23 protein-coding genes are annotated in these 24,113 nt (G+C 71.8%); 5 read left to right on the top strand and 18 right to left on the bottom strand.

The genetic code is table 11. The features are described from left to right. Window positions 1-185 precede the first annotated feature (185 nt). Genes ccsB through hemL form a run of 6 tightly spaced genes read right to left on the bottom strand, consistent with a single transcriptional unit; the run spans window position 186 to window position 6,069 of the window. A complete protein-coding gene (ccsB, locus tag V6S66_RS14100) occupies window positions 186-1,130 on the bottom strand; it encodes a c-type cytochrome biogenesis protein CcsB (protein WP_334207428.1) in 945 nt (314 codons plus the stop codon). Further along, window positions 1,127-2,740, bottom strand: a complete 1,614-nt coding sequence (gene resB / locus V6S66_RS14105) for a cytochrome c biogenesis protein ResB (RefSeq protein WP_334207429.1) — start codon at window positions 2,738-2,740, stop codon at window positions 1,127-1,129. The genes ccsB and resB overlap by 4 nt, the downstream gene beginning before the upstream one ends. Then, the gene (locus V6S66_RS14110) at window positions 2,737-3,486 is read right to left on the bottom strand and encodes a cytochrome c biogenesis CcdA family protein (RefSeq protein ID WP_334207430.1); all 750 of its coding nucleotides are present in this window, start codon (window positions 3,484-3,486) and stop codon (window positions 2,737-2,739) included. The genes resB and V6S66_RS14110 overlap by 4 nt, the downstream gene beginning before the upstream one ends. Next, the gene (locus V6S66_RS14115) at window positions 3,483-4,073 is read right to left on the bottom strand and encodes a TlpA family protein disulfide reductase (protein WP_334207431.1); all 591 of its coding nucleotides are present in this window, start codon (window positions 4,071-4,073) and stop codon (window positions 3,483-3,485) included. The genes V6S66_RS14110 and V6S66_RS14115 overlap by 4 nt, the downstream gene beginning before the upstream one ends. After that, window positions 4,070-4,720, bottom strand: a complete 651-nt coding sequence (locus tag V6S66_RS14120) for a histidine phosphatase family protein (protein ID WP_334207432.1) — start codon at window positions 4,718-4,720, stop codon at window positions 4,070-4,072. Before V6S66_RS14120 ends, V6S66_RS14115 begins: the two co-directional genes overlap by 4 nt. A 38-nt stretch (window positions 4,721-4,758) precedes the next feature. Next, window positions 4,759-6,069 (bottom strand): glutamate-1-semialdehyde 2,1-aminomutase, encoded by a 1,311-nt coding sequence (gene hemL, locus V6S66_RS14125; RefSeq protein WP_334207433.1) that lies wholly within the window; start codon window positions 6,067-6,069, stop codon window positions 4,759-4,761. A 283-nt stretch (window positions 6,070-6,352) separates the two neighbouring features. Between hemL and V6S66_RS14130 the strand changes: the two genes are divergently transcribed. Beyond that, window positions 6,353-7,507: a lytic transglycosylase domain-containing protein gene (locus V6S66_RS14130; RefSeq protein ID WP_334207434.1), complete on the top strand. Its 1,155-nt coding sequence runs from the start codon at window positions 6,353-6,355 to the stop codon at window positions 7,505-7,507. Between the two features lie 67 nt (window positions 7,508-7,574). Here V6S66_RS14130 and V6S66_RS14135 read toward each other — a convergent pair whose 3' ends face one another. Continuing rightward, window positions 7,575-8,471 (bottom strand): LysR family transcriptional regulator, encoded by an 897-nt coding sequence (locus V6S66_RS14135; RefSeq protein WP_334207435.1) that lies wholly within the window; start codon window positions 8,469-8,471, stop codon window positions 7,575-7,577. 71 nt (window positions 8,472-8,542) lie between these two features. Between V6S66_RS14135 and V6S66_RS14140 the strand changes: the two genes are divergently transcribed. Continuing rightward, window positions 8,543-9,469, top strand: a complete 927-nt coding sequence (locus V6S66_RS14140; RefSeq protein WP_334207436.1) for an EamA family transporter — start codon at window positions 8,543-8,545, stop codon at window positions 9,467-9,469. Here V6S66_RS14140 and hemB read toward each other — a convergent pair. The 6 genes from hemB to V6S66_RS14170 all read right to left on the bottom strand — a co-directional run bounded on the left by hemB (window position 9,433) and on the right by V6S66_RS14170 (window position 16,689). Further along, window positions 9,433-10,407 (bottom strand): porphobilinogen synthase, encoded by a 975-nt coding sequence (hemB, locus tag V6S66_RS14145; RefSeq protein WP_334207437.1) that lies wholly within the window; start codon window positions 10,405-10,407, stop codon window positions 9,433-9,435. The genes V6S66_RS14140 and hemB overlap by 37 nt on opposite strands. Window positions 10,408-10,690: 283 nt before the next feature. Beyond that, the gene (locus V6S66_RS14150; RefSeq protein WP_442885930.1) at window positions 10,691-12,322 is read right to left on the bottom strand and encodes a uroporphyrinogen-III synthase; all 1,632 of its coding nucleotides are present in this window, start codon (window positions 12,320-12,322) and stop codon (window positions 10,691-10,693) included. 58 nt (window positions 12,323-12,380) lie between these two features. After that, window positions 12,381-13,307 (bottom strand): hydroxymethylbilane synthase, encoded by a 927-nt coding sequence (gene hemC, locus V6S66_RS14155; RefSeq protein WP_334207438.1) that lies wholly within the window; start codon window positions 13,305-13,307, stop codon window positions 12,381-12,383. Then, window positions 13,300-14,667, bottom strand: a complete 1,368-nt coding sequence (locus V6S66_RS14160; protein ID WP_334207439.1) for a glutamyl-tRNA reductase — start codon at window positions 14,665-14,667, stop codon at window positions 13,300-13,302. The genes hemC and V6S66_RS14160 overlap by 8 nt, the downstream gene beginning before the upstream one ends. 178 nt (window positions 14,668-14,845) lie before the next feature. Beyond that, complete coding sequence (locus V6S66_RS14165) at window positions 14,846-15,127, bottom strand: glutaredoxin family protein (RefSeq protein WP_334207440.1); 282 nt, start codon at window positions 15,125-15,127, stop codon at window positions 14,846-14,848. Beyond that, a complete protein-coding gene (locus tag V6S66_RS14170; protein ID WP_334207441.1) occupies window positions 15,124-16,689 on the bottom strand; it encodes a class I adenylate-forming enzyme family protein in 1,566 nt (521 codons plus the stop codon). Before V6S66_RS14170 ends, V6S66_RS14165 begins: the two co-directional genes overlap by 4 nt. A gap of 80 nt (window positions 16,690-16,769) precedes the next feature. On the opposite strand from V6S66_RS14170, the gene V6S66_RS14175 reads away from it, so the two are divergent. The 3 genes from V6S66_RS14175 to V6S66_RS14185 all read left to right on the top strand — a co-directional run bounded on the left by V6S66_RS14175 (window position 16,770) and on the right by V6S66_RS14185 (window position 19,586). Then, complete coding sequence (locus V6S66_RS14175) at window positions 16,770-17,666, top strand: HAD family hydrolase (RefSeq protein ID WP_334207442.1); 897 nt, start codon at window positions 16,770-16,772, stop codon at window positions 17,664-17,666. Window positions 17,667-17,743: 77 nt separating this feature from the next. Beyond that, window positions 17,744-18,448 carry a sigma-70 family RNA polymerase sigma factor gene (locus V6S66_RS14180; RefSeq protein WP_334207443.1) on the top strand — a complete coding sequence of 235 codons (705 nt, stop codon included), beginning with the start codon at window positions 17,744-17,746 and terminating at the stop codon, window positions 18,446-18,448. A gap of 94 nt (window positions 18,449-18,542) precedes the next feature. After that, a complete protein-coding gene (locus V6S66_RS14185; protein ID WP_334207444.1) occupies window positions 18,543-19,586 on the top strand; it encodes a DUF5667 domain-containing protein in 1,044 nt (347 codons plus the stop codon). 209 nt (window positions 19,587-19,795) lie between these two features. Here V6S66_RS14185 and V6S66_RS14190 read toward each other — a convergent pair whose 3' ends face one another. The 5 genes from V6S66_RS14190 to V6S66_RS14210 form a co-directional block, all read right to left on the bottom strand. Then, window positions 19,796-21,178: a lysophospholipid acyltransferase family protein gene (locus V6S66_RS14190; RefSeq protein ID WP_334207445.1), complete on the bottom strand. Its 1,383-nt coding sequence runs from the start codon at window positions 21,176-21,178 to the stop codon at window positions 19,796-19,798. Window positions 21,179-21,200: 22 nt separating this feature from the next. Beyond that, window positions 21,201-22,172: an NAD-dependent epimerase/dehydratase family protein gene (locus V6S66_RS14195; RefSeq protein ID WP_334207446.1), complete on the bottom strand. Its 972-nt coding sequence runs from the start codon at window positions 22,170-22,172 to the stop codon at window positions 21,201-21,203. A gap of 12 nt (window positions 22,173-22,184) precedes the next feature. Then, window positions 22,185-22,286, bottom strand: a complete 102-nt coding sequence (locus V6S66_RS14200) for a 30S ribosomal protein bS22 (RefSeq protein ID WP_019143756.1) — start codon at window positions 22,284-22,286, stop codon at window positions 22,185-22,187. A gap of 166 nt (window positions 22,287-22,452) precedes the next feature. Further along, a complete protein-coding gene (locus V6S66_RS14205; RefSeq protein WP_334207447.1) occupies window positions 22,453-22,638 on the bottom strand; it encodes a helix-turn-helix domain-containing protein in 186 nt (61 codons plus the stop codon). 193 nt (window positions 22,639-22,831) lie between these two features. After that, entirely contained in the window at window positions 22,832-24,013 is a 1,182-nt protein-coding gene (locus V6S66_RS14210) for an acetoin utilization protein AcuC (RefSeq protein ID WP_334207448.1), read from the bottom strand. Window positions 24,014-24,113 lie beyond the last annotated feature (100 nt).

Below are 24,113 nucleotides of genomic sequence, written 5' to 3' on the forward strand. Positions count from 1 at the left end.
AGTCGGAGATCGGGGCTCCCCTCCCCGTCAGGTGCACGGGGTTTCGAGGCTCGCGCCGCAGGCGGCACTCACACCTCAACCACCGGTGGTGACCACGGGCCGAGCGAAGCGAGGCGGGCGCCCGGGCGCAGCCCGGCACCGGTGAGGAACGAACCGGTGGAGCGGCGACGAAGGAGCCGCGCGCCTCACTTGGCGTAGGAGTGCAGGCCCGGGACGAAGATGTTGACGCCGTAGTAGCTGAACAGGAACGTGGCGAAGCCGAGCAGCGCGATGATCGCAGCGCGGCGGCCCTTCCAGCCAGCGGTCGCGCGGGCGTGCAGGTAGCCGGCGTAGACGACCCACGTGACGAAGGCCCAGACCTCCTTGGGGTCCCAGCCCCAGTACCGGCCCCACGCGTAGTGCGCCCAGATCGGGCCGGCGATCAGTGCGCCGAAGGTCCAGAGCACGAAGCCGACCGCGTGCGTGCGGTACGCCAGGCGGTCCATCGCGGCGATCGTCGGCACGCGCCGCAGGATCGGCCCGACCGAACCGCGGTTCTCGGCCCGCTCCTTGAGCAGGTACAGCAGCGAGGCGGAGGCACCGACCAGGAACAGGGCACCGGCGATCATGACGGCCGCGACGTGGATCACGAGCCAGTACGAGTGCAGCGCGGGCACCAGCGGACCGGCCGGGACGTACGCCGACCAGGCCAGGCCGAGGATCGCCAGGCCGAAGCCCGTGACGAGCGGCGCGATCCACTGCACCGAGGTGATGCGGACGAGCACGAGGTAGACGACCAGGGCGATCGAGACGCCCGTGAGGCCGAACTCGTACATGTTGCCCCACGGGACCCGCTCGGACGCGAGCGCACGGGAGACGACACCGGCCACGAGCAGGCCGGTCGCGACGACCGTCAGCGCGATGCCGATGCGACTCAGGACCGCGCTGCGCGGGGGGACCTCGTCGTCGTCGGGCGTCGCGACGGCGACCGAGCCCTGGGCACCGGCACCGACCGTGGCGGCGACGGGCTCGACGGCCTCCTGGCGGACGAACAGCAGCTCGGCCAGGTGGGCGAGGAAGGCGAGCGCGAGCACGACGGTGCCCGACGCGACGGCGTAGTTCGAGAACTCGGCGAAGTCGGCGAGGGTCATGGGGTCTTCTTCTCCTGGGGCTCGAGCGCTTCACGCAGACGGTCGACGAAGGACGTGAGGTCGTCCGGGAGGTCGTCGCGCGGGACGCGGTCGAGCGCGGCTGCCTCCACCACGGTACGTGAGCCGTCCGAGACGGCACGGACCCACGTGCGACGAGGGCGGACGAACAGCGAGAGAATCAGGCCTCCGAGACCGACCGCGACGCCGCCCAGCGGCAGACCGGCGAGCGGCGAGGAGCTGATCTGGAACCGGGCGAACTGCTTCAGCTCGGTGAACTCCACGACCGTCCCGTCGGGCAGGGTGCTCGACTGGCCGGGCTGCAGCTCGATCCGGAACGGGTTGCCGTCCTCGTCGAGTACCTGCGTCATCTTGCTCGTGTCGAGGACGTACACCGACTGCGGCGTGCCGTCGTCGAGGCCGAGGTCGCCGGTCCACGCCTGCAGGGCGATGTAGGGGTTGGCCGCCGCCGGGAAGAGCGAGATCGACGCCTCGTCCTCGGCCGTGCGGGCGGCGGTGGGCAGGAAGAACCCCTGCATCCCGAGCTGCTCCGGACCGGTGTCGGGCACCTTCACGACACCGCCGGAGGTGTAGGTGGCGTCCTCGGGCAGGAACGGGACGGCCTCGTCGAACACGACCGTGCCGTCGGGATCGGTGACCTTGATGCCCGGGGAGTACCCCTGGCCCACCAGGAAGATGTCGGTCGACCCGATCGAGAGCGGGTGGTTGACGCGGATCGAGTAGTCGTCCTGATCGCCGTCGAGACCCTCGACGAACGTGCCGTCGGCCTCGAACAGGCGAGGAGCGCCACGCTGGGGCCCGTCGCTGATGTCGAACTCGGCGACGAGGTCGTCGAGCTCCAGCGAGAACGGCGGCAGGCTGTCGGGGTCGAACCACGTGCCCGACGTGAACTCGTCGTACTGCGTGAGGACGTTGGAGAACCGGTCTCCCTCGGTCACGATCACGGCGCCGCGGTAGCCCAGGAGGGAGCCGACGGCGACACCGATCAGCACCACGACGACGCTCACGTGGAACACGAGGTTGCCGAACTCGCGCAGGTAGCCGCGCTCGGAGCGCAGCTCGCCACGGGCGCCGTCGTCCTCGGTCACGACGTCGATGCGCGCGCGCCCGACGACGCGGCGTGCCGCGACGAGCACGGTCTCGACGTCGGCCGTGGTCTCGAACGTGCCGGAGGCCGGGAGGCGGTCGAAGCGGCGGGGGGCCTTCGGCGGACGTGCCCGCAGAGCGCGCCAGTACACCCGCGATCGCGGCAGGATGCAGCCGATCAGCGAGACCATGAGCAGCAGGTAGATCGCGCTGAACCACGGTGACGCGTAGACGTTGAACGCGCCGAGCTTCTCGAGCACCGGTGACAGGTCGGGGTGGCGCAGGCGGAACGCCTCGACCGCGCGCGCGTCGACCCCTCGCTGCGGCACGAAGGACCCGGGCAGTGACGCCACCGCGAGCAGCAGCAGGAGCAGCAGCGCGGTACGCATCGATGTCAGCTGCGTCCACATCCAGCGCAGGAACTCCCAGCTGTTCAGAGCCGGTGCGGCTCCCCGCTTCCGGTCGCGCCGGGGGATCGTGCCGTCGGTGTCGCGGTCGTTGCTCACAGGGGGGCCCCGAATCCGCCGGCCCAGCTCTGCAGGTCCCGGATGAGGTAGTCCCACCACCCGGTGACGAGCAGGACGCCGACGACCAGGAGCAGGACCCCACCAGCGACCTGGATCGCTCGCTGGTGCTTGCGGACCCAGCCGGTCGCTCGGGTGAAGCGGGCGAAACCGAGCGCCGCCAGCACGAACGGGACGCCGAGACCCAGGCAGTAGACCGCGGTCAGGGCGGCACCGCGGACGGCCGTGGCCTCGTTGCTGGCCAGGGCCAGCACGGCCCCGAGCGTCGGCCCGACGCACGGCAGCCATCCCAGACCGAAGAACACCCCGAGGACCGGCGCGATCGCCAGACCGACGGTGGGCACGGCGTGGATGCGGAACTCACGCTGCAGGCGAGAGCCCACCCCGAGGAACAGCAGCGCGAGGAGGATCACCAGGACGCCCGCGACGACGGAGAAGGTGCGCTGGTGCTCCGCGAGCCGCAGACCGAAGGCCCCGAACAGCGCACCACCGGCCACGTAGATCGTCGAGAACCCGAGCACGAACAGGACGGCGCCCAGCACGATGCGGGGCCGGCCACCCTCTCGGTCGAGGTCCTGCACTCCCACCCCGGAGACGTACGAGAGGTAGCCCGGCACGAGCGGCAGCACGCACGGCGAGAAGAAGGAGACCAGGCCCGCCAGGACGGCCACGGGAACCGCGAGCAGCAGGGAGCCGCTGAAGGCCGTCTCCCTGAGCCACTCGTTCACGAGCCGCCCTCGCCGGTCCCGCTGCCCGACTCGGCCAGGAGGTCGTCGATGATGCCGCCGAGCGTGGAGGCGTCGACCTCGTCGAGGATGCGGGCCGCGACCCGTCCCTCGGTGTCGATGACCCACGTGGTGGGGATGGCCTGCGACGGCAACGAGTCGACGAAGCGGAGCTCCAGGCTGCCGCCCTCGTCGGAGAAGCTCGGGTAGGTGATGCCGTAGGTCTGGTTGAACGCCGTGGCAGCCGCGTCCTTGCTGCGGTTGACGATGCCGAGGAACTGGACGTCGTCGGCGTAGCTGTCGGACAGCTCCTTCAGCACCGGCGCCTCAGCCCGGCACGGCGGGCACCACGAGCCCCACACGTTGACGACCATGACGGTTCCGGCGAAGTCGTCGGTCGAGAGCGGTTCCCCGTCGAGGTCGACGCCCACGAGATCGGGGGCCGTCTCACGGTCCTTGGGGTCGACGATCGTGACGGTGCCGTCGGAGCTGACGTAACCGCCCGTCGACCCGCTGTTGCCGGCGCCGCCGCACCCAGCCACGACGGCGAGGCAGGCGAGCACCGCGACGAGGGGACGCAGGAGACTCATGCGCCGCCGACGAACTTGCCCTTGAGCGCCTCGGGGAGCAGGTCGCCGGCCGGCTCGGCGTAGGCGAACCCGGCGTAGTCGTCGCCGTCGAACGTCAGGCTGGTGATGCTGGCCAGCGTGCACTGCCGCTTGCGGGGGTCGTGCAGGAACGAGTTGCCCTCGTAGGCCTGGCGCGCGATCCAGACCGGGAGCTGGTGCGACACGATGACGGCCTCGTGGCCCCGAGCGGCGTCGCGCGCATCGGCGACGGCCGCCTGCATGCGCGCCGCGATCTCCTTGTACGGCTCGCCCCAGGACGGGCGCCACGGGTTGCGGAGCATCCACCAGTTCTTGGGGTGGCGGAACGCCTTCGGCCCGGCGCCGACCGTGCGGCCCTCGAACAGGTTGTCGGCCTCGATCACGCGGTCGTCGGTGGTGATCGGCGCGTCGAGGATCTTCGACAGCGGCGCAGCGGTCTGCTGCGCGCGCTCCAACGGCGACGCCACGACGTGCACGATCTCGTTCTTGGCCAGGAAGTCGGCGGCGCGCTCGGCCATCTGGTGGCCCAGGTCGCTCAGGTAGAACTCCGGGAGGCGGCCGTACAGGACGCCTCCGGGGTTCTCGACCTCGCCGTGTCGCATCAGGTGCACGATCGTTCGGGTGCTCATGGTGTCCTCGGTGCTCGCTGTTCGGTGCTGGGGTCGGTTCAGGCCGGCTGGGCGGCGGCAGCGGCCCGGGCAGCGGCGGGCAGTGCCTCGATGATTCTAGAGAGGGCGTCCTCGTCGTGGGCCGCCGAGACGAACCACGACTCGAAGGCGCTCGGCGGGAGGTACACGCCCGCGTCGAGCATCGCGTGGAAGAACGGCGGGTACCGCCAGGTCTCCTGGGCCTGCGCACCGGCGAAGTCGCGCACCTCGTCGACGCCCCAGAAGACACTGAACATCGTGCCGGTGCGCTGCACGGTGTGCCGCACCCCCGCCTCGGTGAGGGCCTGTCCGACCGCGAGCTGCAGCTGGTCTGACACGGCGAGGAGGTGCGTGTAGACCTCGGGGGTCGCGAGGCGCAGGGTCGTGAGGCCCGCCGTGGTGGCGACGGGGTTCCCCGACAGCGTGCCGGCCTGGTAGACCGGGCCGACCGGCGCCAGCAGGTCCATGAGATCGCGTCGTCCACCGAACGCCGCGGCCGGGAAGCCGCCGCCCATGACCTTGCCGAACGTCATGAGGTCGGGGGCCCACCCCTCGACGGCTCCGTCGAGGCCCCACTGCCCGTGCCGACTGGCGCGGAACCCGGTCATGACCTCGTCGCTGATGAGCAGCGCGCCGTGCTGACGGCAGGTGGCGGAGAGGAACGCGTTGAACCCGGGTTCCGGGGGGACGACACCCATGTTGCCCGGTGCCGCCTCGGTGATGACGCAGGCGATGCGGTCGCCGAGCTCGGCGAAGGCGGCGGTCACGGCCTCGCGGTCGTTGTAGGGCAGCACCACCGTGTCGGCGGTGACGTGGGCCGGGACGCCCGGCGTGCCCGGGATGCCGAGGGTCACGACGCCCGAGCCGGCCTCGGCCAGGAGGGCATCGACGTGGCCGTGGTAGCAGCCGGAGAACTTGACGATCGTGTCGCGACCGGTGGCGCCTCGGGCCAGGCGGATGGCCGACATCGTCGCCTCGGTGCCCGACGACACGAGCCGGACGCTCTCGACGGGCGTGCGGCCCACGATCTCCTCCGCGAGCGCCACCTCGGGCTCGCTGGGGGTGCCGAAGGACGTGCCCCGCGACACCGCGTCGGCGACCGCAGCGAGCACCTCGGGATGGGCGTGGCCCAGCAGCATGGGCCCCCAGGAGCCCACGAGGTCGACGTACGTGGCCCCGTCGACGTCGGTCAGGATCGCCCCGGACCCCGACCGCATGAAGCGGGGGGCGCCGCCCACGGCGCGGAATGCGCGCACCGGTGAGTTCACCCCACCCGGCGAGACGTCGAGGGCACGGCGGAAGAGCTCGCGGGAGTTGGTCGTGTCGGTCACCCCTCCAGTGTCCCAGCCGCTCCGAGCGCGCAGCGGCCGTGGCCCCTGACCAAGGGCGACGCCTCCCCGCGCGGGTGGAAGACGTCCTCCCGGATGTGGGCGAGCGGCGTAACCCAGGTCACGTACCATCGTTGTACGAATGCCGCTCCCGTGGCGCTCGGACGTCACGTCCAGTTACCATGCGGGGCGGGGGAGCCTCGAACGTCGAGGTCGCAGGACCGGAGGGAATTCGATGCGGTCAGGAAAGTTGACTCGGTGGCAGAAGGCCGGGGCCTTGGTGCCGATGGCACTTCTCGTCGGCGCCTGGGGTGTGGCGCTCGCCAACTCCGGTCTCGCGTCGGCCACCGACGGCGCAGACCCGAGCGACGTCCCCTCGGTGCCCAGCACCGCGTTCGACGACCCGGCCAGCGTCCAGGAAGCTCCCGCGGGCATCGATCCGCGCGCGGGCACCGACGGCACCGTCGCGACCCTGTCGACCGACGGCATCCCCAACGCCGCCCTGTCCGCCTACAAGCGTGCCGAGACCCTCCTCGCCCAGGCCGACGCCTCGTGCCGTCTGCCCTGGAACCTCGTCGCCGCGATCGGCCGTGTCGAGTCCAACCACGGACGCACGGGCGGCAACCAGCTCGACGGCCGGGGCACCGCGACGCCCGGCATCTTCGGCCCGCAGCTCGACGGCAGCAACGGCACCGCGAAGATCTCCGACACCGACGCCGGCGCGCTCGACCAGGACCCGGTGTTCGACCGGGCCGTGGGGCCGATGCAGTTCATCCCCGGCACCTGGAAGTCGGTCGGCGTCGACGCCGACAACGACGGCGTGAAGAACCCGCAGAACATCAGCGACGCCGCCACCTCGGCCGGCATCTACCTGTGCGCCGGTCCGGGCGACCTCAGCAACCCGACCGACCTGCGGTCCTCGGTGCTGCGCTACAACCGCTCCAGCTCGTACGCCGACACGGTCATGGCGATCTCCGCCGCGTACGCCCAGGGCAACTTCACGCAGTCCCCCAACAACCTGAGCTCCTCGAGCCCGCTCGTGCAGCGCAGCGTCGACCAGTCGACGACCCAGGCGCAGCGTGACGCGGCCGTGCAGGAGGAGACGGCGGCGACCACCCCGGCCGCACCGGGTGGCACTGCTCCCGGTACGCCGGGCTCCACGCCCGGCGGTGGCACCAGCACCCCCGGTGGCGGAGGCTCCACCGGGGGTGGCGGAGGCGGAGGCAGCACTCCGGCGCCTCCCAAGACTGGTGTCAGCGGACTCGTCGGCGGGCTCGCCAGCGACCTCACGGGCCAGCCGACGCCCGGCTCGACCACGCCGTCCGCTCCGCTCGGCAACACGATGAGTTGGCTCGACGCCAACCTGAAGTGCCTGGCGACCGGCATCTCGGCGCTCGACGTGGCCGCGCTGTCGACCTGCATCGCCAACCTGCTGCGCTAGGGGCTGGCCCGGCCCGACGAGGCCCCCACCGGATGATCCGGTGGGGGCCTCGTCGCGTCAGGACACCTCACGACTCCAGGCCCCCGCCGACCGCGACGAGGTGCTCGACCACGGTCCTCACCGCCAGCCTGGCCTGGCGGTCGGGACGACTCAGGGCCACGATGCTGCGCACCGCGCGCACCCCCTCCAGCGGCCGCAGGACGACCCCCGGGCGCGGCCGGGTCGTGTAGCGCGGCAGCAGCGCCAGGCCCACGCCCGTCGCGACCAGGGCCTCGACCAGGTGGTTGTCGCGCAGCCGGACCCGACGCTCGAGCCGCTCCCCCGTGACGTTCTCCACCGCCGTGAGGATCGTGTCGAACGGGTATCCCTCGGGAACCCCGATCCAGACGGTACCGGCGAGGTCGTCGGCGTGGATCTGGTCGCGGTCGGCGAGCGGATGCGTGCTGGGCAGGGCCACGTCGATCGGCTCGCCCACCAGTCGCGTGCAGATCAGGCCCTCGGCGCCGTGGGGCACGTCGCCCGCGACGCTGTGGGCGATCACGAGGTCGACGTCCATCGCGCGAGCGGCGTAGTCGGTCTCCGCGAGGTCGAAGTCGTCGAGCCTCAGCTCGATCGCCGAGCCCTCGAGGCGCTCGACGAGGCCCGGCAGCAGGGCCTCCCCCGCACTCGGCAGCGTGCCGATCGAGACGGGGCCGCTGGGCTCACCGAGACTCGCGTCCAGCCGCGCCCGGACCTCGGCGAGGGCGGTGCCCACGACCTCGGAGCCGTCGGCCAGGATCCGTCCGGCCGAGGTCAGACGCACCCCCCGGGAGAACGGCTCGACGAGCACGACCCCGAGGTCGCGCTCCGCCGTGCGCAGCTGCTGGGAGACGGCCGACGGCGTCCGGTGGGTCGCCGCCGCGACCGCTGCCAGGGTCCCGCGGTCCCGGAGCTCCCGGAGCAGCTCGAGATGTCGAACATCCATGAAGGGAGCCTAATGGGTGAAGTCACAACTCTTCGCTGGTGCTTCATGGCCAGATCTCCCACACTCGATCCGTGCCCCCTCGCCACATCGCGCTCGCCTGCCTCGTCGCCGCCCTCTGGGGCGTCAACTTCCTCGCGATCCACGCCTCCCTGCAGCAGTTCCCGCCGATCTTCCTCGTGGCGCTGCGGTTCGCGCTGCTGGCCGTGCCGACGCTGCTGTTCGTGCCACGGCCGGACGTGCCGACGCGCTGGCTGCTGGGCTACGGCGTCGGGTTCGGCATCGTGCAGTTCCTGGGGCTCTACCTGGGCATGGAGGCCGGGTTCCCGACGGGACTGGCCTCGCTCGTGCTGCAGGCCTCGGCCCCGTTCACCGTGGTGCTCGGTGCCGTGCTCCTGCGCGAGACGCTGACCGCCCGGCGCCTCGCCGGCATCGCGGTCGCGGTCGCCGGCCTGGGCCTGGTCGGCCTCTCCCGCGGTGGTGCCGACGGATGGTGGCCGTTCTGGCTCGTCGTGCTCGGCGCCCTCGGGTGGGCGTTCGGCAACGTCTCGACCCGCCTGGCGGCACCGGAGCGTCCCCTCCACCTGATCTGCTGGATGGCCGTCGTGCCGCCGCTGCCGATGCTGGCCCTGTCGCTGGTCGTCGAGGGCCCGGCCCGCATCGGCGACGCGTGGTCGACGGCCGGCAGCGCGGCAGCGCTCCCCGCATGGCTGGGCCTGGCCTACACCGTGGTCCTGGGCACCGTCGTCGGGTCCGGCATCTGGGTCTGGCTCATGAAGCGCCACCCCGCGGGCGTCGTCGCCCCGTTCTCAATGCTCGTCCCGGTCGTCGGGCTCCTGACCGCCGCGATCGTCCTGGACGAGCACCCGTCAGGGCTCGAGGTCGTGGGTGGGGCCCTCGTGGTGGTCGGCGTCGTCTGGTCCGGCCGGCTGCCGCGCGTGCCCGACCTCGCCGGCACCCGCCGTCAGCGCAGGCGCGCGGCGAGCTCGGCCGCCCAGTAGGTCAGCACGATGTCGGCTCCGGCCCGTCGGATCGACAGGACCGTCTCGTCGATCGCCCGCTCGCGATCGATCCAGCCCTGCGCGGCCGCCGCCTCGACCATCGCGTACTCCCCGGACACGTTGTAGGCCGCCACGGGGACGTCGGTGCGCTCGCGGACCTTCGCCACGAGGTCGAGGTAGCCGAGCGCGGGCTTGACCATCACGACGTCGGCCCCCTCGGCGAGGTCGAGCCCCAGCTCGCGCAGCGCCTCCCGGGCGTTGGCCGGGTCCTGCTGGTACGTGCGGCGATCGCCCTGGAGCGAGGAGTCCACGGCCTCGCGGAACGGGCCGTAGAAGGCCGAGGCGTACTTCGCGGTGTAGGCCATGATCGCGACGTCGGTGTGGCCCGCGGCGTCGAGCGCGGCACGCACGACCCCGACCTGGCCGTCCATCATGCCGCTGGGACCCACCCAGTGGGCGCCGGCATCGGCCTGGGCCACCCCCATGGCCGCGTAGACCTCGAGGGTCGCGTCGTTGTCGACCCGGCCCCGCGCATCGAGCACGCCACAGTGACCGTGGTCGGTGAACTCGTCGAGGCAGAGGTCGCTCATGACCAGCAGGTCGTCACCGACCTCGGCCCGCGCGTCGGCGATCGCCAGGTTCAGGATGCCGTCGGGGTCGAGCGCCCCGGACCCCGTGGCGTCCTTCGACGCCGGGACGCCGAACAGCATGACGCCGCCGAGCCCCAGCTCGGCCGCCTCGCGGTAGGCCTTCTTCGCCGACTCCCGGGTGTGCTGCACGACGCCCGGCATGCTCGCGATGGGCCGCGGCTCGTCCAGGCCCTCGGCGACGAACATCGGCAGCACGAGCTGCGACGCGACGGTGTGGGTCTCGCGGACGATCCGTCGCGTGGCCGGCGAGGAACGCAGGCGACGCGGGCGGTGCGGCAGGTTCGTCATGGGATCGAGCCTAGTCCGGCCGCTGGCGGACTGACGATGATGCACCCCGGCAGCCAGGGCGACCCGCATGCATCATCGGTCGTTCGCGAGACATCACGGATGATGCACCTCGGCAGCCGGGACTACCCAGATGCATCATCCTCGGTCCCCGTGGGAACGGGGCGGCTGACCGCGGCCGCCCCAACCGCGCTCTGGTCCATGCCGCTGTTCCGCGGCCACCAACGACCAAGGGGTCGTGGCCGCCGGAGCGACCACGACCCCTTGGTCGTTCTCGAACCTGTCGTCAGGCTTTGCGCCGGGTGGACGGGCGGCGCTGGGACGGCTTGGTGACCGGCTCGCCGGCCTCCAAGAACGCGACGCGACGAGCCGCGCCGAACGCGGCCAGCGCGTCGGCCAGGACCTCGACGGACGGCGACTCGGCCATGACGTCGACCCGCAGGCCGTGCTCCTCGGCGGTCTTGGCCGTGGCCGGACCGATGCACGCGATGATCGTCGACGGATGCGGCTTGCCCGCGATGCCGACGAGGTTGCGCACCGTCGAGCTCGACGTGAACAGGACCGCGTCGAACTTGCCGGTCTTGATCGCGTCGCGGATCGGCGCCGGCGGCGGCGCCGCCCGCACCGTGCGGTAGGCCGTGACGTCGTCGACCTCCCAGCCGAGGTCGATCAGCCCCGCGACGAGGGTCTCGGTCGCGATGTCGGCGCGCGGGAGGAAGACCCGGTTGATCGGGTCGAGCGTCTCGTCGTACGGCGGCCATTCCTCGACCAGACCGCGAGCGCTCTGCTCACCGGTGGGCACCAGGTCGGGACGGATGCCCCACGTGGCGATGGCCTCGGCGGTCTTCTCACCGACCGCGGCGATCTTGAGACCCGAGAAGGCGCGGGCATCGAGCCCGTACTCCTCGAACTTCTCGCGGACCGCCTTGACGGCGTTGACGCTCGTGAACGCGACCCACTCGTAGCGGCCCTCCACGAGGCCGCGCACGGCCTTGTCCATCTGCTGCGGGTTGCGCGGCGGCTCGACCGAGATGGTGGGGACCTCCTCGGACACCGCCCCGTACCCGCGCAGGCGCGACGCCAGGCTGGCCGACTGCTCCTTCGTGCGGGGCACGAGGATGCGCCAGCCGTACAGCGGCTTGGTCTCGAACCACGACAGCGCGTCGCGCATCTGCACGACCTCGCCGACGACCGTGATGGCCGGCGCGGTCATGCCCGCCGCCTTCGCGTCGGCGGCGATGCCCTCGAGCGTCGAGACGATCGTGCTCTGCTCGGTCGTGGTGCCGACCCGCGTCATCGCGACGGGGGTCTGCGGCGAGCGCCCGGCGGCGATGAGGCCGTCGGCCGCCTCGCCGATCCGCGCGACGGCGGAGAGCAGCACCAAGGTGTCGTCGCTGCCGAGCTCCTCCCACGCGACCTGGGTGTCGCCGACGCTCACGACGCGGAACTCGCGGTGCTGACGGTTGGTGAGCGGCACCCCGGCGTACGCCGGGACGGCCTGCACCGACGAGATGCCGGGGACGATCTCGAACTCGATGCCGGCCTTGGCGCACGCGGCGGCCTCCTCCGGGCCCGTGGCGTACGTGAAGGGGTCGCCGCTGATGAGCCGGACGACGTGGGCGCCGGTCTTCGCGTGGCGGACGACGAGCCGGGCGCGAGCCGCGTGCGTGAGCAGCGCGCCGTCCTCACCCAGTCCGCCGTCGACGATCTCGGCGTCGCCCGGGACGAGGGCGATCTGCTCGGGGAGCTCGGTGATGACGACATCGGCCTGGAGCAGGAGCTCGGCCGCGCGGACCGTGAGCAGGCTGGCGTCGCCCGGGCCGGCGCCGACGAAGCTGACGCGTCCGAGCTTCTTGGCCGGCTTGCTGGCACGAGACGGCACGGACGTGGCGTCCGGCGTCGCGGTGGTGGTGGTCACGTGGGTACTTCCTTCTGGTGCAGACGGGGTCTGCGGGTGGTCGGGTCGGATCGACCGATCAGGCGACGGGAGCCATGATCTGGTCGGCACCCTCGGCCAGCATCTCGGTGGCGAGACGGAGGCCGAGCGCGGCGGCGCCGGAGGGCACGCCGATCGCGGACAGGCGGATGGATGGACTTCCGGACGGGTCGGCCACGACGGCGCGCAGCCAGAGCTCATCGCCGTCGTCGCCCCAGGCGACCTCGGCCAAGGCTCCGACGGGCGCGCTGCAGCCGGCCTCCAAGGTGGCGAGCAACGTGCGCTCGGCCGTGATGGTGGCACGGGTGTCGGGGTCGTCGAGCACCCCGAGCAGATCGATGAGGTCGGTCCGGTCGGAGCGGCACTCGACGGCGAGCGCACCCTGACCGGGAGCGGGCAGTACCTGGATCGGGTCGAGCACCTCGGTGGCCTCGTCCGCGCGGCCGAGGCGCAGCAGCCCGGCACGGGCCAGGACGACGGCGTCGACCTCGCCCGAGCGCACCTTGCCCAGTCGGGTGTCGACGTTGCCCCGGATCGGGACGACCTCCACGCCGAGGCCGAGCGCGTTGATCTGCGCGGCACGTCGCGGCGATCCGGTGCCGATGCGGGAGCCCGGGGGCAGCTCGCCGAGGGTCAGGCCGTCGCGGGCCACGAGGGCGTCGCGGACGTCCTCGCGCGGCGGGACCGCGGCGAGCACGAGGCGCGGGTCGTCAGCCGTGGGGAGGTCCTTGAGCGAGTGCACCGCGAAGTCGACGTCGCCGGCGACGAGTGCATCACGCAGCGCGGCCACGAACACCCCGGTGCCGCCCATCTGGTCGAGCGGGGCCGAGGAACGATCGCCCTCGGTGCTGATCGTGACGAGCTCGACCTCGCGGCCGGTGAGCTCGCGGACGCGGTCGGCGACGTGGCCGGACTGCGTGCGCGCGAGCTCGCTGGCACGCGTGCCGAGGCGCAGGGGCTCAGTCATTGGCAGCCCCCTCCCCCACGGCGGAGACGCGGTCGACCGCGGACGGGTCGAGCGCGAAGAGGTCGGCGAGAGCGTCGGCGTACGTCAGCCCGGCGGGCCCGTCGACGAGCTGCTGCACCCGCACGGTGGGCTGGTGCAAGAGCTTGTCGGAGACCCGGCGCAGCGCCCGGCGGATCTCGGCCCGCTGCACGTCGGAGAGATCTCCGAGGCGAGCCTCGAGGCGCTCGGTCTCGGACTCCACGATCTCGACCGCCATGCCGCGCAGGGCGACGACGGTCGGCGTGACGCGCGAGGCGGACTTGGCGGCCAGGAACGTGCCGACCTCGCCATCGACGATCGCGCGCACCGCGGCGACGTCCGAGACGACCTCGGAGTCGGCCGCACGCTCGCCGAGGACCTGCATGTCGATGAGGGTCGTGTTGGGCAGCTGGGTGACGTCGGCGGCGATGTCGCGCGGGAGCGCGAGATCGACCAGGGTCATGGGCCGGCCGTCCTGCGTGGCCCGCGCGATGCGCTCCTGGTCGAACACGACGCCGGTCGCGCCGGTGCAGCTGATGAGGACGTCGGCGCCCTGCAGCTCGACGTCGAGGGACTCCCAGCGCACCGCTCCGACACCGAACGTGGCCACGAACTCCGCGGCGCGCTGGTAGGTGCGGTTCGTGAGCATGATGCTCTCGGGCGCGACGCCACGCTCGACGAGTGTGCGCACCGCGAGGCTCGCCATGGTGCCGGCGCCGGCCACGAGGTACCGGGTCTCGGCACCGATCTGCCGCCCGTCGCCCGGCACCCCGTGCCGATCTTGCCGCCCGTCGCCCGGCACCCACGCCGCCATGGCCTCGCCGGCGGCGTCGAGCGCGGCCGTGACGACCGAGGGCGCGAGGCGGTCGATGCCGGTCTCGGCGTGGCCGCGCTTGCCGATACGCAACGCCTGCTGGAACAGCGCGTTGAGCGCCGGGCCGACGGTGGACTCGGCCTGCGCCGACTGCAGCGACAGACGGACCTGGCCCAGGATCTGGCTCTCGCCCAGGATCATCGAGTCGAGCCCGGCCGCGACCGAGAAGAGGTGGGCCACCGCGGCGTCGTCGTAGTGCACGTAGAGGTGGTGCACCAGCTCCTCACGCCCGAGCCCGGCGTGGTCGGCGAAGAGGCGCGACAGCTCCTCGATGGCCCCGTGGAAGCGCTCGGCCTCGACGTACACCTCGACGCGGTTGCACGTGGAGATCACGACGGACTCGCTGATGTGCGGGGACTCGAGGACCTTGTGCGACAGCTTGACGCCGTCGTCGGTGTCGAGGGACGCGCGCTCGAGGACCTCGATCGGGGCGGTGCGGTGGGACATGCCCAGCACGAGCACACTCACGGAACGCTCACCGCCGAGTCATCGGAGTCCAGATCACGGAAGAAGGGGTGCAGAATCGTCACAGTTCTCCTGCACCGCGAACCTCGGGATTTCCCTGACGGGACAGGCCTGCGGCGCCCCCACAGTCTACGATCGGTGCTCGTCGTTCACCAAATCGTCACGATGTGACGTCGCCGTGTCAGCCCGCGAGAGCTGCGCGGAGCCGCTGCGGGTCCACCCGCCAGAAGTCGTGCTGCCGCCCGTCGACGAACGTCACGGGCACCTCGTCGTTCCACTGCTCCGCGAGGGCGGGATCGGTGTCGACGTCCACCGTGGTCCACGTGTCGCCGGTCTCCTGGGTCACCGACTCGACCACAGCAGTGGCCACCTCGCACAGGTGACAGCCGTCACGCACCAGGAGCACCACGCGCGCCGAGCCCAGGACCTCGGACGAGGCGCCGGCGGACGGACCCGAGGTCATCGCAGCCCCAGGTCCGATCCCCGGGCGAGCGCCCGGAGCCGGCCCTTGGCGACCTTGCCCGTGGGCGAGTACGGGAGTCCCTGGACGATCTCGATCGTGGTGGGCTGCTTGAACCGCGCCAGCCGGGTGCGGCACGCGGCCGCCACTGCGGCCACCACCTCACCTTCGTCGGTGCCGGGCAGCGGCACGACGAACGCGAGCACCTGCTCGCCGGTCTCCTCGTGCGGCAGGCCCACCACGGCGACCTGGTCGACGCCCGGGGCCTCGGCGATGACGTCCTCGACCTCACGGGGGTAGACGTTGAAGCCGGACACGATCACGAGCTCGCGCAGCCGGTCGACGAGCGTGAGGTCACCGTCGTCGTCGAGCAGGCCCACGTCACCGGTGGGGTACCAGCCGTCCGCGTCCGGTCCGTCGCTGCCGTCGGGCCAGTAGCCCGTGAGCAGGTTGTCGCCCCGCACCCAGATCTCGGCGGGGTCGCCGGGGGACGCCTCACGCCCCGCGACGGTCTCGACGACGCGGACCTCGATGCCCGGCAGGACGGCGCCGACCGAGTACGGCTTCGGCGCACCGTCGGCGTCGCGGGAAGACCCGATCGTGACCGCCACGACCGGCGAGGCCTCGGTGAGGCCGTACCCCTGCTCGATGACGTGCCCCGACGAGTCGCGAAAGTCGCGGGCGAGGTCCGGATCCAGTGCCGAGGCGCCCGACACGACGACCCGGACCGAGGCCAGCTTCTCGCGCAGGTCGGTCCGTCCCGACCACGCGGCGACGACCGGCGGAGCCACGGCGAGGTAGGTCAGGCCCTCGCGGACGACGAGGTCGAGCAGGGCGTCGGGGTCGAAGCCGTCGACCAGGACGAGCGGCGCACCTTGGTGGACCGCCTGCCCCAGGACGCAGTTGAGGCCGTAGATGTGGAACATCGGCAGCAGGCCGAGGCATACGTCGTCGGCCGAGACGACGTCGAGCGTGGCGACCTGCTCGATGTTGGCGAGCAGGGCCCGGTGGGACAACATGACGCCGCGGGGGCGTCCGCTCGTGCCGGACGTGTAGAGGATGACCGCGAGCGCCTCGGGATCGGCCGGCGCAGCCGGGGGCGACGGCACGGCGGCGTCCAGGAACGCCGTGAACGCGACCTCGCCGCCCTCGGGCGACGGACCGTCGACGACGACGGTGAGGTTCTCGAGGCCCGAGGCCGCCGCGCGGACCGCGTCGACGGCGGTCCCGTCGGCGAGGACGACCCGGGCTCCGGAGTCGGTGATCATGCGCTCGACCTCGGCGGGGGTCGAGCGCGGGTTGATGGGGACAGCGACCATGCCCCCACGCAGGATGGCGAAGTACGCGATGACCAGGTCGATGCGGTTGGCCATCACCAGCGCGACGCGGTGACCGGCCCGGAGCCCCCGGGCGCTGAGACCGCGGGCGACGGCGTCGGCCGCGTGGTCCAGCTCGGCCCAGGTGACGGCTCGACGTTCCTCGCGGGCCTCGACCAGGGCGGTGCCCTCCGGGTCACGGCGCGCGGCGACGGCGAGGATCTCGCTGACGTTCACGGTCACGGTCACGCGGCAACTCTTCCACACCGCTCCCCCGGTTCGCCTCCGAACACCCGCCCGGGCCCCACGGCGCGCGGTAGCCTCACCGCATGAGCCGCCCGCCGTCCGTCCCCCGGCCCGTGTCGCCGGCCGATCGGCGGCGCAACCTCAAGTCGCGATCAGTGCTGGCGGGCCAGGCCGCCGCAGCGGCGGCGGAGGTCGAGATCGCGCTCGCACCCGAGGCCGACCCGCGGGCCGCCGCCTTCTTCGACGTCGACAACACCATCATGCAGGGCGCTTCGATCTTCCATCTCGCCCGTGGTCTCTACCGGCGCGACTTCTTCTCGGCCCGCGACCTCGCCGGCGCCGTGTGGCAGCAGGCCTACTTCCGGATCTCCGGCATCGAGGACCCAGAACACATCGCGAAGGCCCGCAGCTCGGCCCTGTCGTTCATCGCCGGGCACAGCGTGACCGAGCTCGAGGAGATCGGCGAGGAGATCTTCGACGAGCACATGGCGCACAAGATCTGGCCGGGCACCCGCGCGATCGCGCAGGCCCACCTCGACCGCGGCCAACGGGTCTGGCTCGTCACGGCGGCACCGGTCGAGATCGCTCAGGTCATCGCCCGGCGGCTCGGCCTGACCGGGGCGCTGGGCACGGTCGCGGAGCACGTCGACGGCGTCTACACCGGCCAGCTGGTGGGCGAGATGCTGCACGGCGAGGGCAAGGCCGTCGCCGTGCGGGCCATCGCGGAGCGCGAACGCCTCGACCTGTCGCGATGCTCGGCGTACTCCGACTCCAGCAACGACCTGCCGATGTTGTCACTCGTCGGACACCCGTGCGCGGTCAATCCCGACACGACCCTGCGCTCCCACGCACGGGCCAACGACTGGGAGATCCGCGACTACCGCACCGGTCGTCGCGTGGCGCTGGCCGGGGCCCGTACGGCTGGCATGGCCGGGGCTGGAGTGGCGGCCTGGCAGGTCGCTCGCCGCCTGCGTCGCTGACTCCCTCCCGCCAATTTCTCGAAATCTCTGGGCGAACGGGCTCCCGGCGGATAGGCTCAGACTGATCTGGGAGGGTCATGCGGGAGAATCTGGTAGGACTTCGCGGGGTGCTGGCCGTGGCCGGTGCTCACGTCGACGACCGCGGTCTGCTCGCCGCCCTGGCCCACGTCGACTCCACGCCCAGCCCCGGTTCCGGCTCCGGCGGCAGTGACCCCGAGCCGCACCTGGACGCCGAGGGGCTGCGTCTGCGGGCCCTCGTGGATCTGGCAGTCGAGGGCGATGCCGAGGCGTTCGGCCAGCTCTACGACCACTACGTCGGCGGCATCTACCGCTTCGTCTACTACCGGGTCGGCTCCGCGCAGCTCGCCGAGGACCTGACGAGCGAGACCTTCGTCCGCGGCCTCCGCGCGATCAGCCGTTTCAGCTGGCAGGGCAAGGACTTCGGCGCGTGGCTCACCACGATCGCCCGCAACCTGATCACCGACCACTTCAAGTCCAGCCGCGCCCGACTCGAGATCGTGTCCGACTCCGTCCCGGAGACGCGCTCGAGCCCGCCGACCCCCGAGGACGAGGTGCTGAACCTCGTCTCGAACGCGATGCTCCTCGAGGCGGTCAACGCGCTCCCGGAGGAGCAGCGCGACTGCATCCTGATGCGCTTCATGCAGGGACTCTCGATCGCCCAGACCGCGGCGGCCCTCGGCCGGAGCGAAGGAGCCGTCAAGCAGCTCCAGCTGCGGGCGGTCCGACGACTCGCCAAGAACGTGACGGAGGACGTCCGATGACATTGACCCGTCCGTTCCGCGTCATGATTCGTAACTCCCGCCGTCTCATGGTCGTTCGGTACTGTGACCACCCGATGGCTTCAAGGCAGGAATCATGACGAGCCACAAGCGCGAGGCTGATGCATTCGAGGCCGCTCTCCGCGGCGCGCCCGCTGACGCGGCCGTCACCGAGCTGGTCCGGCACGCCGAGATCCTGTGCGCCCGCGCCGCCACCGTGGCCCCGTCCGACGACTTCCGCCTGGCCCTGCGCGAGCGCCTCATGGCCGAGGCCCCCGAGCTGCTGACCGCCCACCCCCGTCCGGCCGCCACGGCCGTGGCGGCGCCGCGCACGAGCGGCCTCCGCCGCCGCGTCGCCCGACTCAGCGCCGCCGCGCTCGTCGCGGTCGGTGGCGTCGGCATCGTCGCCTCCAGCGCGCAGGCCGTCCCGGGCGACATGCTCTACGGCGTCAAGCGCAGTGTCGAGTCGGTCGAGCTCGCCCTGCACCGGACCGACGAGGCACGCGGCACGTTCCAGCTCGAGCAGGCGCGCGAGCGCCTCGCCGAGGCCGAGCACCTGGCCGACGAGGGCGACCTCGAACGTTCCGCCACGGCCCTGGCTGACTTCCGCAACCAGGCCGACGCCGGCACGGCCGACCTGTTCACGGACTACGAGGCCGAAGGCCAGAGCGCCTCGGTCGAGTCGGTCAACGACTTCGCTGTCGAGTCCGCCGGCACGTTGACCGATCTGGCCGAGCAGTTCCCGTCCACGTCCACGTCCACGTCGTCGGACCCGGTCGAGCTCGCGATGAACACGGTGCGCGACATCGCCACGCAGGCCAGCGCGCTCTGCCTCGAGTGCGGCCCGATCACGCTGCCCGAGCTCCAGGCCATCGCCAGCCCCACGGACGGCACCACGACCTCCGCCGCACCCAGCGCTGGTCCCGCGCCGACGCCCACCAAGTCATCGCCCTCGGCCACCGGCGCGCCGGCCCCCACGCCCTCCAAGACCCCCCTGCTCACGCAGCCGACCACCCCGGCCCCCTCGTCGACGCCGTCCCCTGCGCCTCAGGTCCCGATCGTCACCCCGCTCGTCGATAGCCTGCTGGGTGAGGAAGGCCTGGTGCCGTCGCTCCTCGGCGGGTTGCTGGGTCAGAAGTAGAGCGCGCGACTCGTACCTCGTCGCATCACCGGCTCGTTCCTCGCCGGTGCCGGACTTCGTCCGGGCGCTTGCCTCGCCTTCGGCTCGGCCCATGGTCACCACGGGTGGCTGACGCAGTCTGTAGGCTCACCGCTTCTCCAGCCGTAGCCACGGCTGTCGTCCATGCCGCTTGTCTGATCTGGCGGGATACCCGCAGAACGAATTGACCCTCAGAAGAAGGCGCTGCCTCGGTCGACGAGGAGGGTGTAGAGCGTCTGCTGGATCGTCTCGCGCACCTGGTCGGTCACGTTGAACAGCAGCATCGGGTCGTCGGCCGCCTCCGGCTCGTACGCGTCGGTGCGGATCGGCTCGCCGAACTCGATGATCCACTTGCTCGGCAACGGCACCAGGCCGAGTGGACCGAGCAGCGGGAAGAACGGCGTGATCGGCAGGTAGGGCACGCCCATCAGGCGGGCGAGGGACGGGACGTTGCCGATCAGGGGATAGATCTCCTCGGCGCCCACGATCGAGACCGGGACGATCGGCACCTGCGCGCGCATGGCCGACGACACGAATCCACCGCGACCGAATCGCTGCAGCTTGTACCGCTCCGCGTACGGCTTGCCGATGCCCTTGAAGCCTTCCGGCCAGACACCGGCGAGCTCGCCGTTGCTCAGCAGTCGCTCGGCATCCTCGGTGCAGGCCAGCGTGGCGCCGAGCTTGCGGGCCAGCTGGCTCACGAACGGCAGCTGGAAGACCAGGTCGGCGCCCAGCGGGCGCAGGTTGCGCTGCGCGTACTTCTTGACGGCGTAACCGACCATCACCCCGTCGATGGGCACCGTGCCGGAGTGGTTCGAGACGAGCAGCGCGCCCCCCTCGGTGGGGATGTTCTCGACGCCGCGCACCTCGAGCCGGAACCACTTCTCGGCGAGCGGCTCGACGGCCCCGACGAGGATCTCGGTGATCTGCGGGTCGAAGCCGAACTCGTCGACCGCGTACTCGCCACCGATGCGGCGGCGGAGCCCCGCGAACAGCGTGGCGAGCCGGGTGTCCCAGTCCGAGCCGAGGACGCGCTGTGCGGCCTGGATCACGGCCGCGACGATCTCGTCGATCGGGATGCCCGCCGCGGCCGGGGTGGCACCCGCGGACCGGGTGCGGCGCTGCGCCTCCTCCGCCGCATCGGCGGCGGCGCGAGCGGCGTCGTCGTCGGTGACGGCGCGCAGGCGCGTACCGGTGGCGGTGCTGCGGGCGGACGAGCTGGGCGTCGTCGCGGGGCCGCCGGTGCTGCTCGCGCGACCGCCCGTGGACGACGGTGCCTTCGGGCTCGAGCTCTTCGACGTGGCCGGCTTCGAGGTCGCGGACTTCGAGGCTGCAGGCTTCGAGGCCGTGGACTTCGACGGCTTCTTCGTCGGGCTGGAGGTGCTCGCGGTCTTCCGCGCCGACTCCGCGGACGCGGCCTCAGGCTTGGCGGGCGTCTTCGGCTTGGCCTTGGTCGGGGGCTTGCGGGGCGCCGACCCTCCGGCGAGGGATCGTGCGGCCGAGGACGGCGAGGTGCGACCCGAGCCGGGCTTGGCCGACCGGGCACCGATGTTCTTGCGCGGATCGTCGCTCATGACGTGGTCCCCCCTGACTCACTCATGCCCGAGCTCCCAGCCCGGACAGGACCCCGGGCCGCACCGTGCGGCGGAACTGCTCCAGGATCTGCTCGGTCGTGTAGGTCGGCTCGAAGCCGAAGATCTCCTTCAGCGCGGACGTGTCGACCACGCGCCCGTACATCAGGAGGCGGTGCAGATCGGGCGAGATGTCGGACCCGACGGCGCGCAGGACACGGCGTGCTCCGCCGGCGAAGCCGAAGGGAGGCACCGGCACGACCGGTCGGCCGAGGCGTCGAGCGGCCTGGGACAGGAGCACGACGCCGTCACCGGCCACGTTGAAGGTGCCCGGGCGGTCCTTGCGGACCGACTCCTCGAGGACCGCCAGGAGGTCCTGCACGTGGACGAACTGCAGGCGCGGATCGTAACCGAGGGCCGCCGGCAGGGCGGCGCTGCGGAAGTACTGCCCGAGCGGCGAGAAGTGGTCGACGTCGAGCAGGTGGGCGGAGCGCACGGTGGTGATCAGCACCTCAGGCCGGCGCCGCGCGAAACCACGCGCGTACGACTCGACCTCGACGATGTCCTTCGGGAAGCCCGAGCGGACTCCCCCACGGGCGCTCGTGGACTCGCGGAACAGCGCCGGGTCGCGCGGCGAGGAGCCGTAGACCGCGGTCGACGAACCCAGCACGAGCTTGCGGACGACCGACGAGCGCTGGCACGCGGCCAGCAGCTGCATCGTGCCGATGACGTTGAGCTCCTTGCCGCCGCCTCGACCTCGTACCTGCGGGCTGAGGTCGAGGTGCACGACGGTGTCGACGTCCTCGACCGCGATGACCTTGCCGATGACCGGGGTGCGGATGTCGGCTCGAACGAACTTGACGCCACTCAGGTCACCGTCCGGGAGGACGGTGTCGACACCGACGACCTTCTCGATCGAGGGCTCGTCGGCAAGGCTCCGTGCCACGAGGGTGGCGAAGGAGTCGGAGACGCCGGTGACCAGAACGACCTTGCCCATGGCGCCTGGGGACTACTTGCCCAGACGACGACGCTGCACGCGCGTGCGCTTCAGCATCTTGCGGTGCTTCTTCTTCGACATCCGCTTGCGACGCTTCTTGATGACAGAACCCACAGAGGAACCCCAGTACTGGTGTTGATGGAGATGACGGCTCAGCGTACCCGCCTCGGCCTGACCTGCACACACCGCCAACAGCGGAGCGACAGCGGCGAGCACGAACGACCGATCCGGCGGAGGTCGCGGTGACGGACCGCGGTGCCGGAGGAACCCGGCGGCGGGCTCAGCCGGCCTGGTAGAAGGACTTGTCGATGAAGTCGTCGACGGCCTTCTGCGTGACCCGGAAGGAGCGGCCGACGCGCACCGCCTCGAGGTCACCGCCGTGCACCAGACGGTAGACGGTCATCTTCGAGACACGCATCTGCGCCGCGACTTCGGCAATGGTCAGAAATTCGCCAGCGGACGCCATCTGCGTTCCCTTTCCACGTGAGGGCACGCGCGCTCTCCGGCTTCCCCACCGGAGAGGCAGCGCGCGTGCTTGTCGGTGACACTAGTGGGTCGATGTCCCGGGCGTACAGGGGTTGTCCGAATTCGTCTCAGCAGACCCTCAGGAACCGTGAGCCACATCTCTCCCGTGGCTCGGCCGGCCCGCGGGCGGCACGTCAGTAGAGCGGGTCGATGCCGACCAGCGGGAAGACGGCCTGGCGGGTCGCGTTAATCGACCGGTCGAGCCAGCTCGCGGGGTCGAAGCCCTGCTCCCAGGGGCGGTAGGTCGGCGTGCGTCCGTCGCTCATGCGCGTCGGCGCCACGACGCCCTGACGGTGCTGGACGAACGCCTGCCAGTCGGCCGGGGTCGGGGTCGCGGGGTCGATCGGATGGTCGGCCACGATGCCGAGCAGATGGGTCCACGCCCGTGGCACCACCTCGGTGACGGCGTAGCCCCCGCCGCCCGTGACGACCCACTTGCCGTCGCAGAGCTCGTCGGCGAGCTCGCGGAGCACGACGTACGACTGACGCTGGCCGTCGACGCTGAGCATCAGGTTGGTCAACGGATCGTCCATGTGCGAGTCGCACCCGTGCTGGGTGATGAGGATCTGCGGCTTGAACTCCCGCAGCACCTGCGGCACGAGCGCGTGGAACGCCCGGAACCAGCCGGCGTCCGACGTGCCGGGCGGCAGCGGGATGTTGACGGCGGTGCCCGGCGCCTGCGACCCGCCGGTCTCGGTCGCGAACCCCGTGCCGGGGAACAAGGTCTGCGGGCCCTCGTGGATCGACACCGTCAGGACGCGTGGGTCGTCCCAGAACATCGTCTGGACGCCGTCGCCGTGGTGGGCGTCGACGTCGACGTACGCGACGCGCTCGGCCCCGTGGTCGAGCAGCCAGCGGATCGCCAGCGCGATGTCGTTGTAGATGCAGAAGCCGCTGGCACGGTCGGGCATCGCGTGGTGCAGGCCGCCGGCGACGTTCGCGGCGCGGGGCGCCTCACCGGTCCACACGCGGCGAGCCGCCTCCACGCTGGCGCCGGCGATGAGCGCGCTGGCCTCGTGCATCCCGCCGAAGACCGGGTTGTCGTCACCGCCGAGCCCGATGCCGAGGTCGCGGTGGATCGGGTGGGCGCTGAGCTTCTGCACCCGCTCGATGTAGCTGGTCGAGTGGATCGCGGCGAGCTCGTCGTCGGTGGCCGAGACCGCTCCGACCAGGTCGAGGTGGTCGAGCACCCCGAGCCCCCCGGCGAGCTCCAACGTCAGCTCGACGCGGACCGGCGCCATGGGGTGGGTCGGACCGAAGTTGTACGACGTGACCGCCTCGTCGAACACGACGACCGGACGATGGTTGTGACCCACCTCTCGAGGGTAGTCCCCGAGCCTCGGTCGCTGACCGCTGACCCGGCGTCAGCCGGACAGTTCGGCTCCCGGCGTCAGCCGGACAGTTCCGCCCCCCGGC

The sequence above is a fragment of the Aeromicrobium sp. Sec7.5 genome (assembly GCF_036867135.1).
Classification (GTDB): Bacteria; Actinomycetota; Actinomycetes; order Propionibacteriales; family Nocardioidaceae; genus Aeromicrobium.

Coding starts and splice junctions, on each gene's coding strand:
- V6S66_RS14205 (WP_334207447.1), bottom strand. CDS start 22,638: ATGGCGTCCGCTGGCGAATTTCTGACCATTGCCGAAGTCGCGGCGCAG.
- ccsB (WP_334207428.1), bottom strand. CDS start 1,130: ATGACCCTCGCCGACTTCGCCGAGTTCTCGAACTACGCCGTCGCGTCG.
- V6S66_RS14130 (WP_334207434.1), top strand. CDS start 6,353: ATGGCACTTCTCGTCGGCGCCTGGGGTGTGGCGCTCGCCAACTCCGGT.
- V6S66_RS14120 (WP_334207432.1), bottom strand. CDS start 4,720: ATGAGCACCCGAACGATCGTGCACCTGATGCGACACGGCGAGGTCGAG.
- V6S66_RS14115 (WP_334207431.1), bottom strand. CDS start 4,073: ATGAGTCTCCTGCGTCCCCTCGTCGCGGTGCTCGCCTGCCTCGCCGTC.
- V6S66_RS14190 (WP_334207445.1), bottom strand. CDS start 21,178: ATGAGCGACGATCCGCGCAAGAACATCGGTGCCCGGTCGGCCAAGCCC.
- V6S66_RS14175 (WP_334207442.1), top strand. CDS start 16,770: ATGAGCCGCCCGCCGTCCGTCCCCCGGCCCGTGTCGCCGGCCGATCGG.
- V6S66_RS14185 (WP_334207444.1), top strand. CDS start 18,543: ATGACGAGCCACAAGCGCGAGGCTGATGCATTCGAGGCCGCTCTCCGC.
- V6S66_RS14135 (WP_334207435.1), bottom strand. CDS start 8,471: ATGGATGTTCGACATCTCGAGCTGCTCCGGGAGCTCCGGGACCGCGGG.
- V6S66_RS14180 (WP_334207443.1), top strand. CDS start 17,744: ATGCGGGAGAATCTGGTAGGACTTCGCGGGGTGCTGGCCGTGGCCGGT.
- hemB (WP_334207437.1), bottom strand. CDS start 10,407: ATGACGAACCTGCCGCACCGCCCGCGTCGCCTGCGTTCCTCGCCGGCC.
- hemC (WP_334207438.1), bottom strand. CDS start 13,307: ATGACTGAGCCCCTGCGCCTCGGCACGCGTGCCAGCGAGCTCGCGCGC.
- V6S66_RS14195 (WP_334207446.1), bottom strand. CDS start 22,172: ATGGGCAAGGTCGTTCTGGTCACCGGCGTCTCCGACTCCTTCGCCACC.
- V6S66_RS14165 (WP_334207440.1), bottom strand. CDS start 15,127: ATGACCTCGGGTCCGTCCGCCGGCGCCTCGTCCGAGGTCCTGGGCTCG.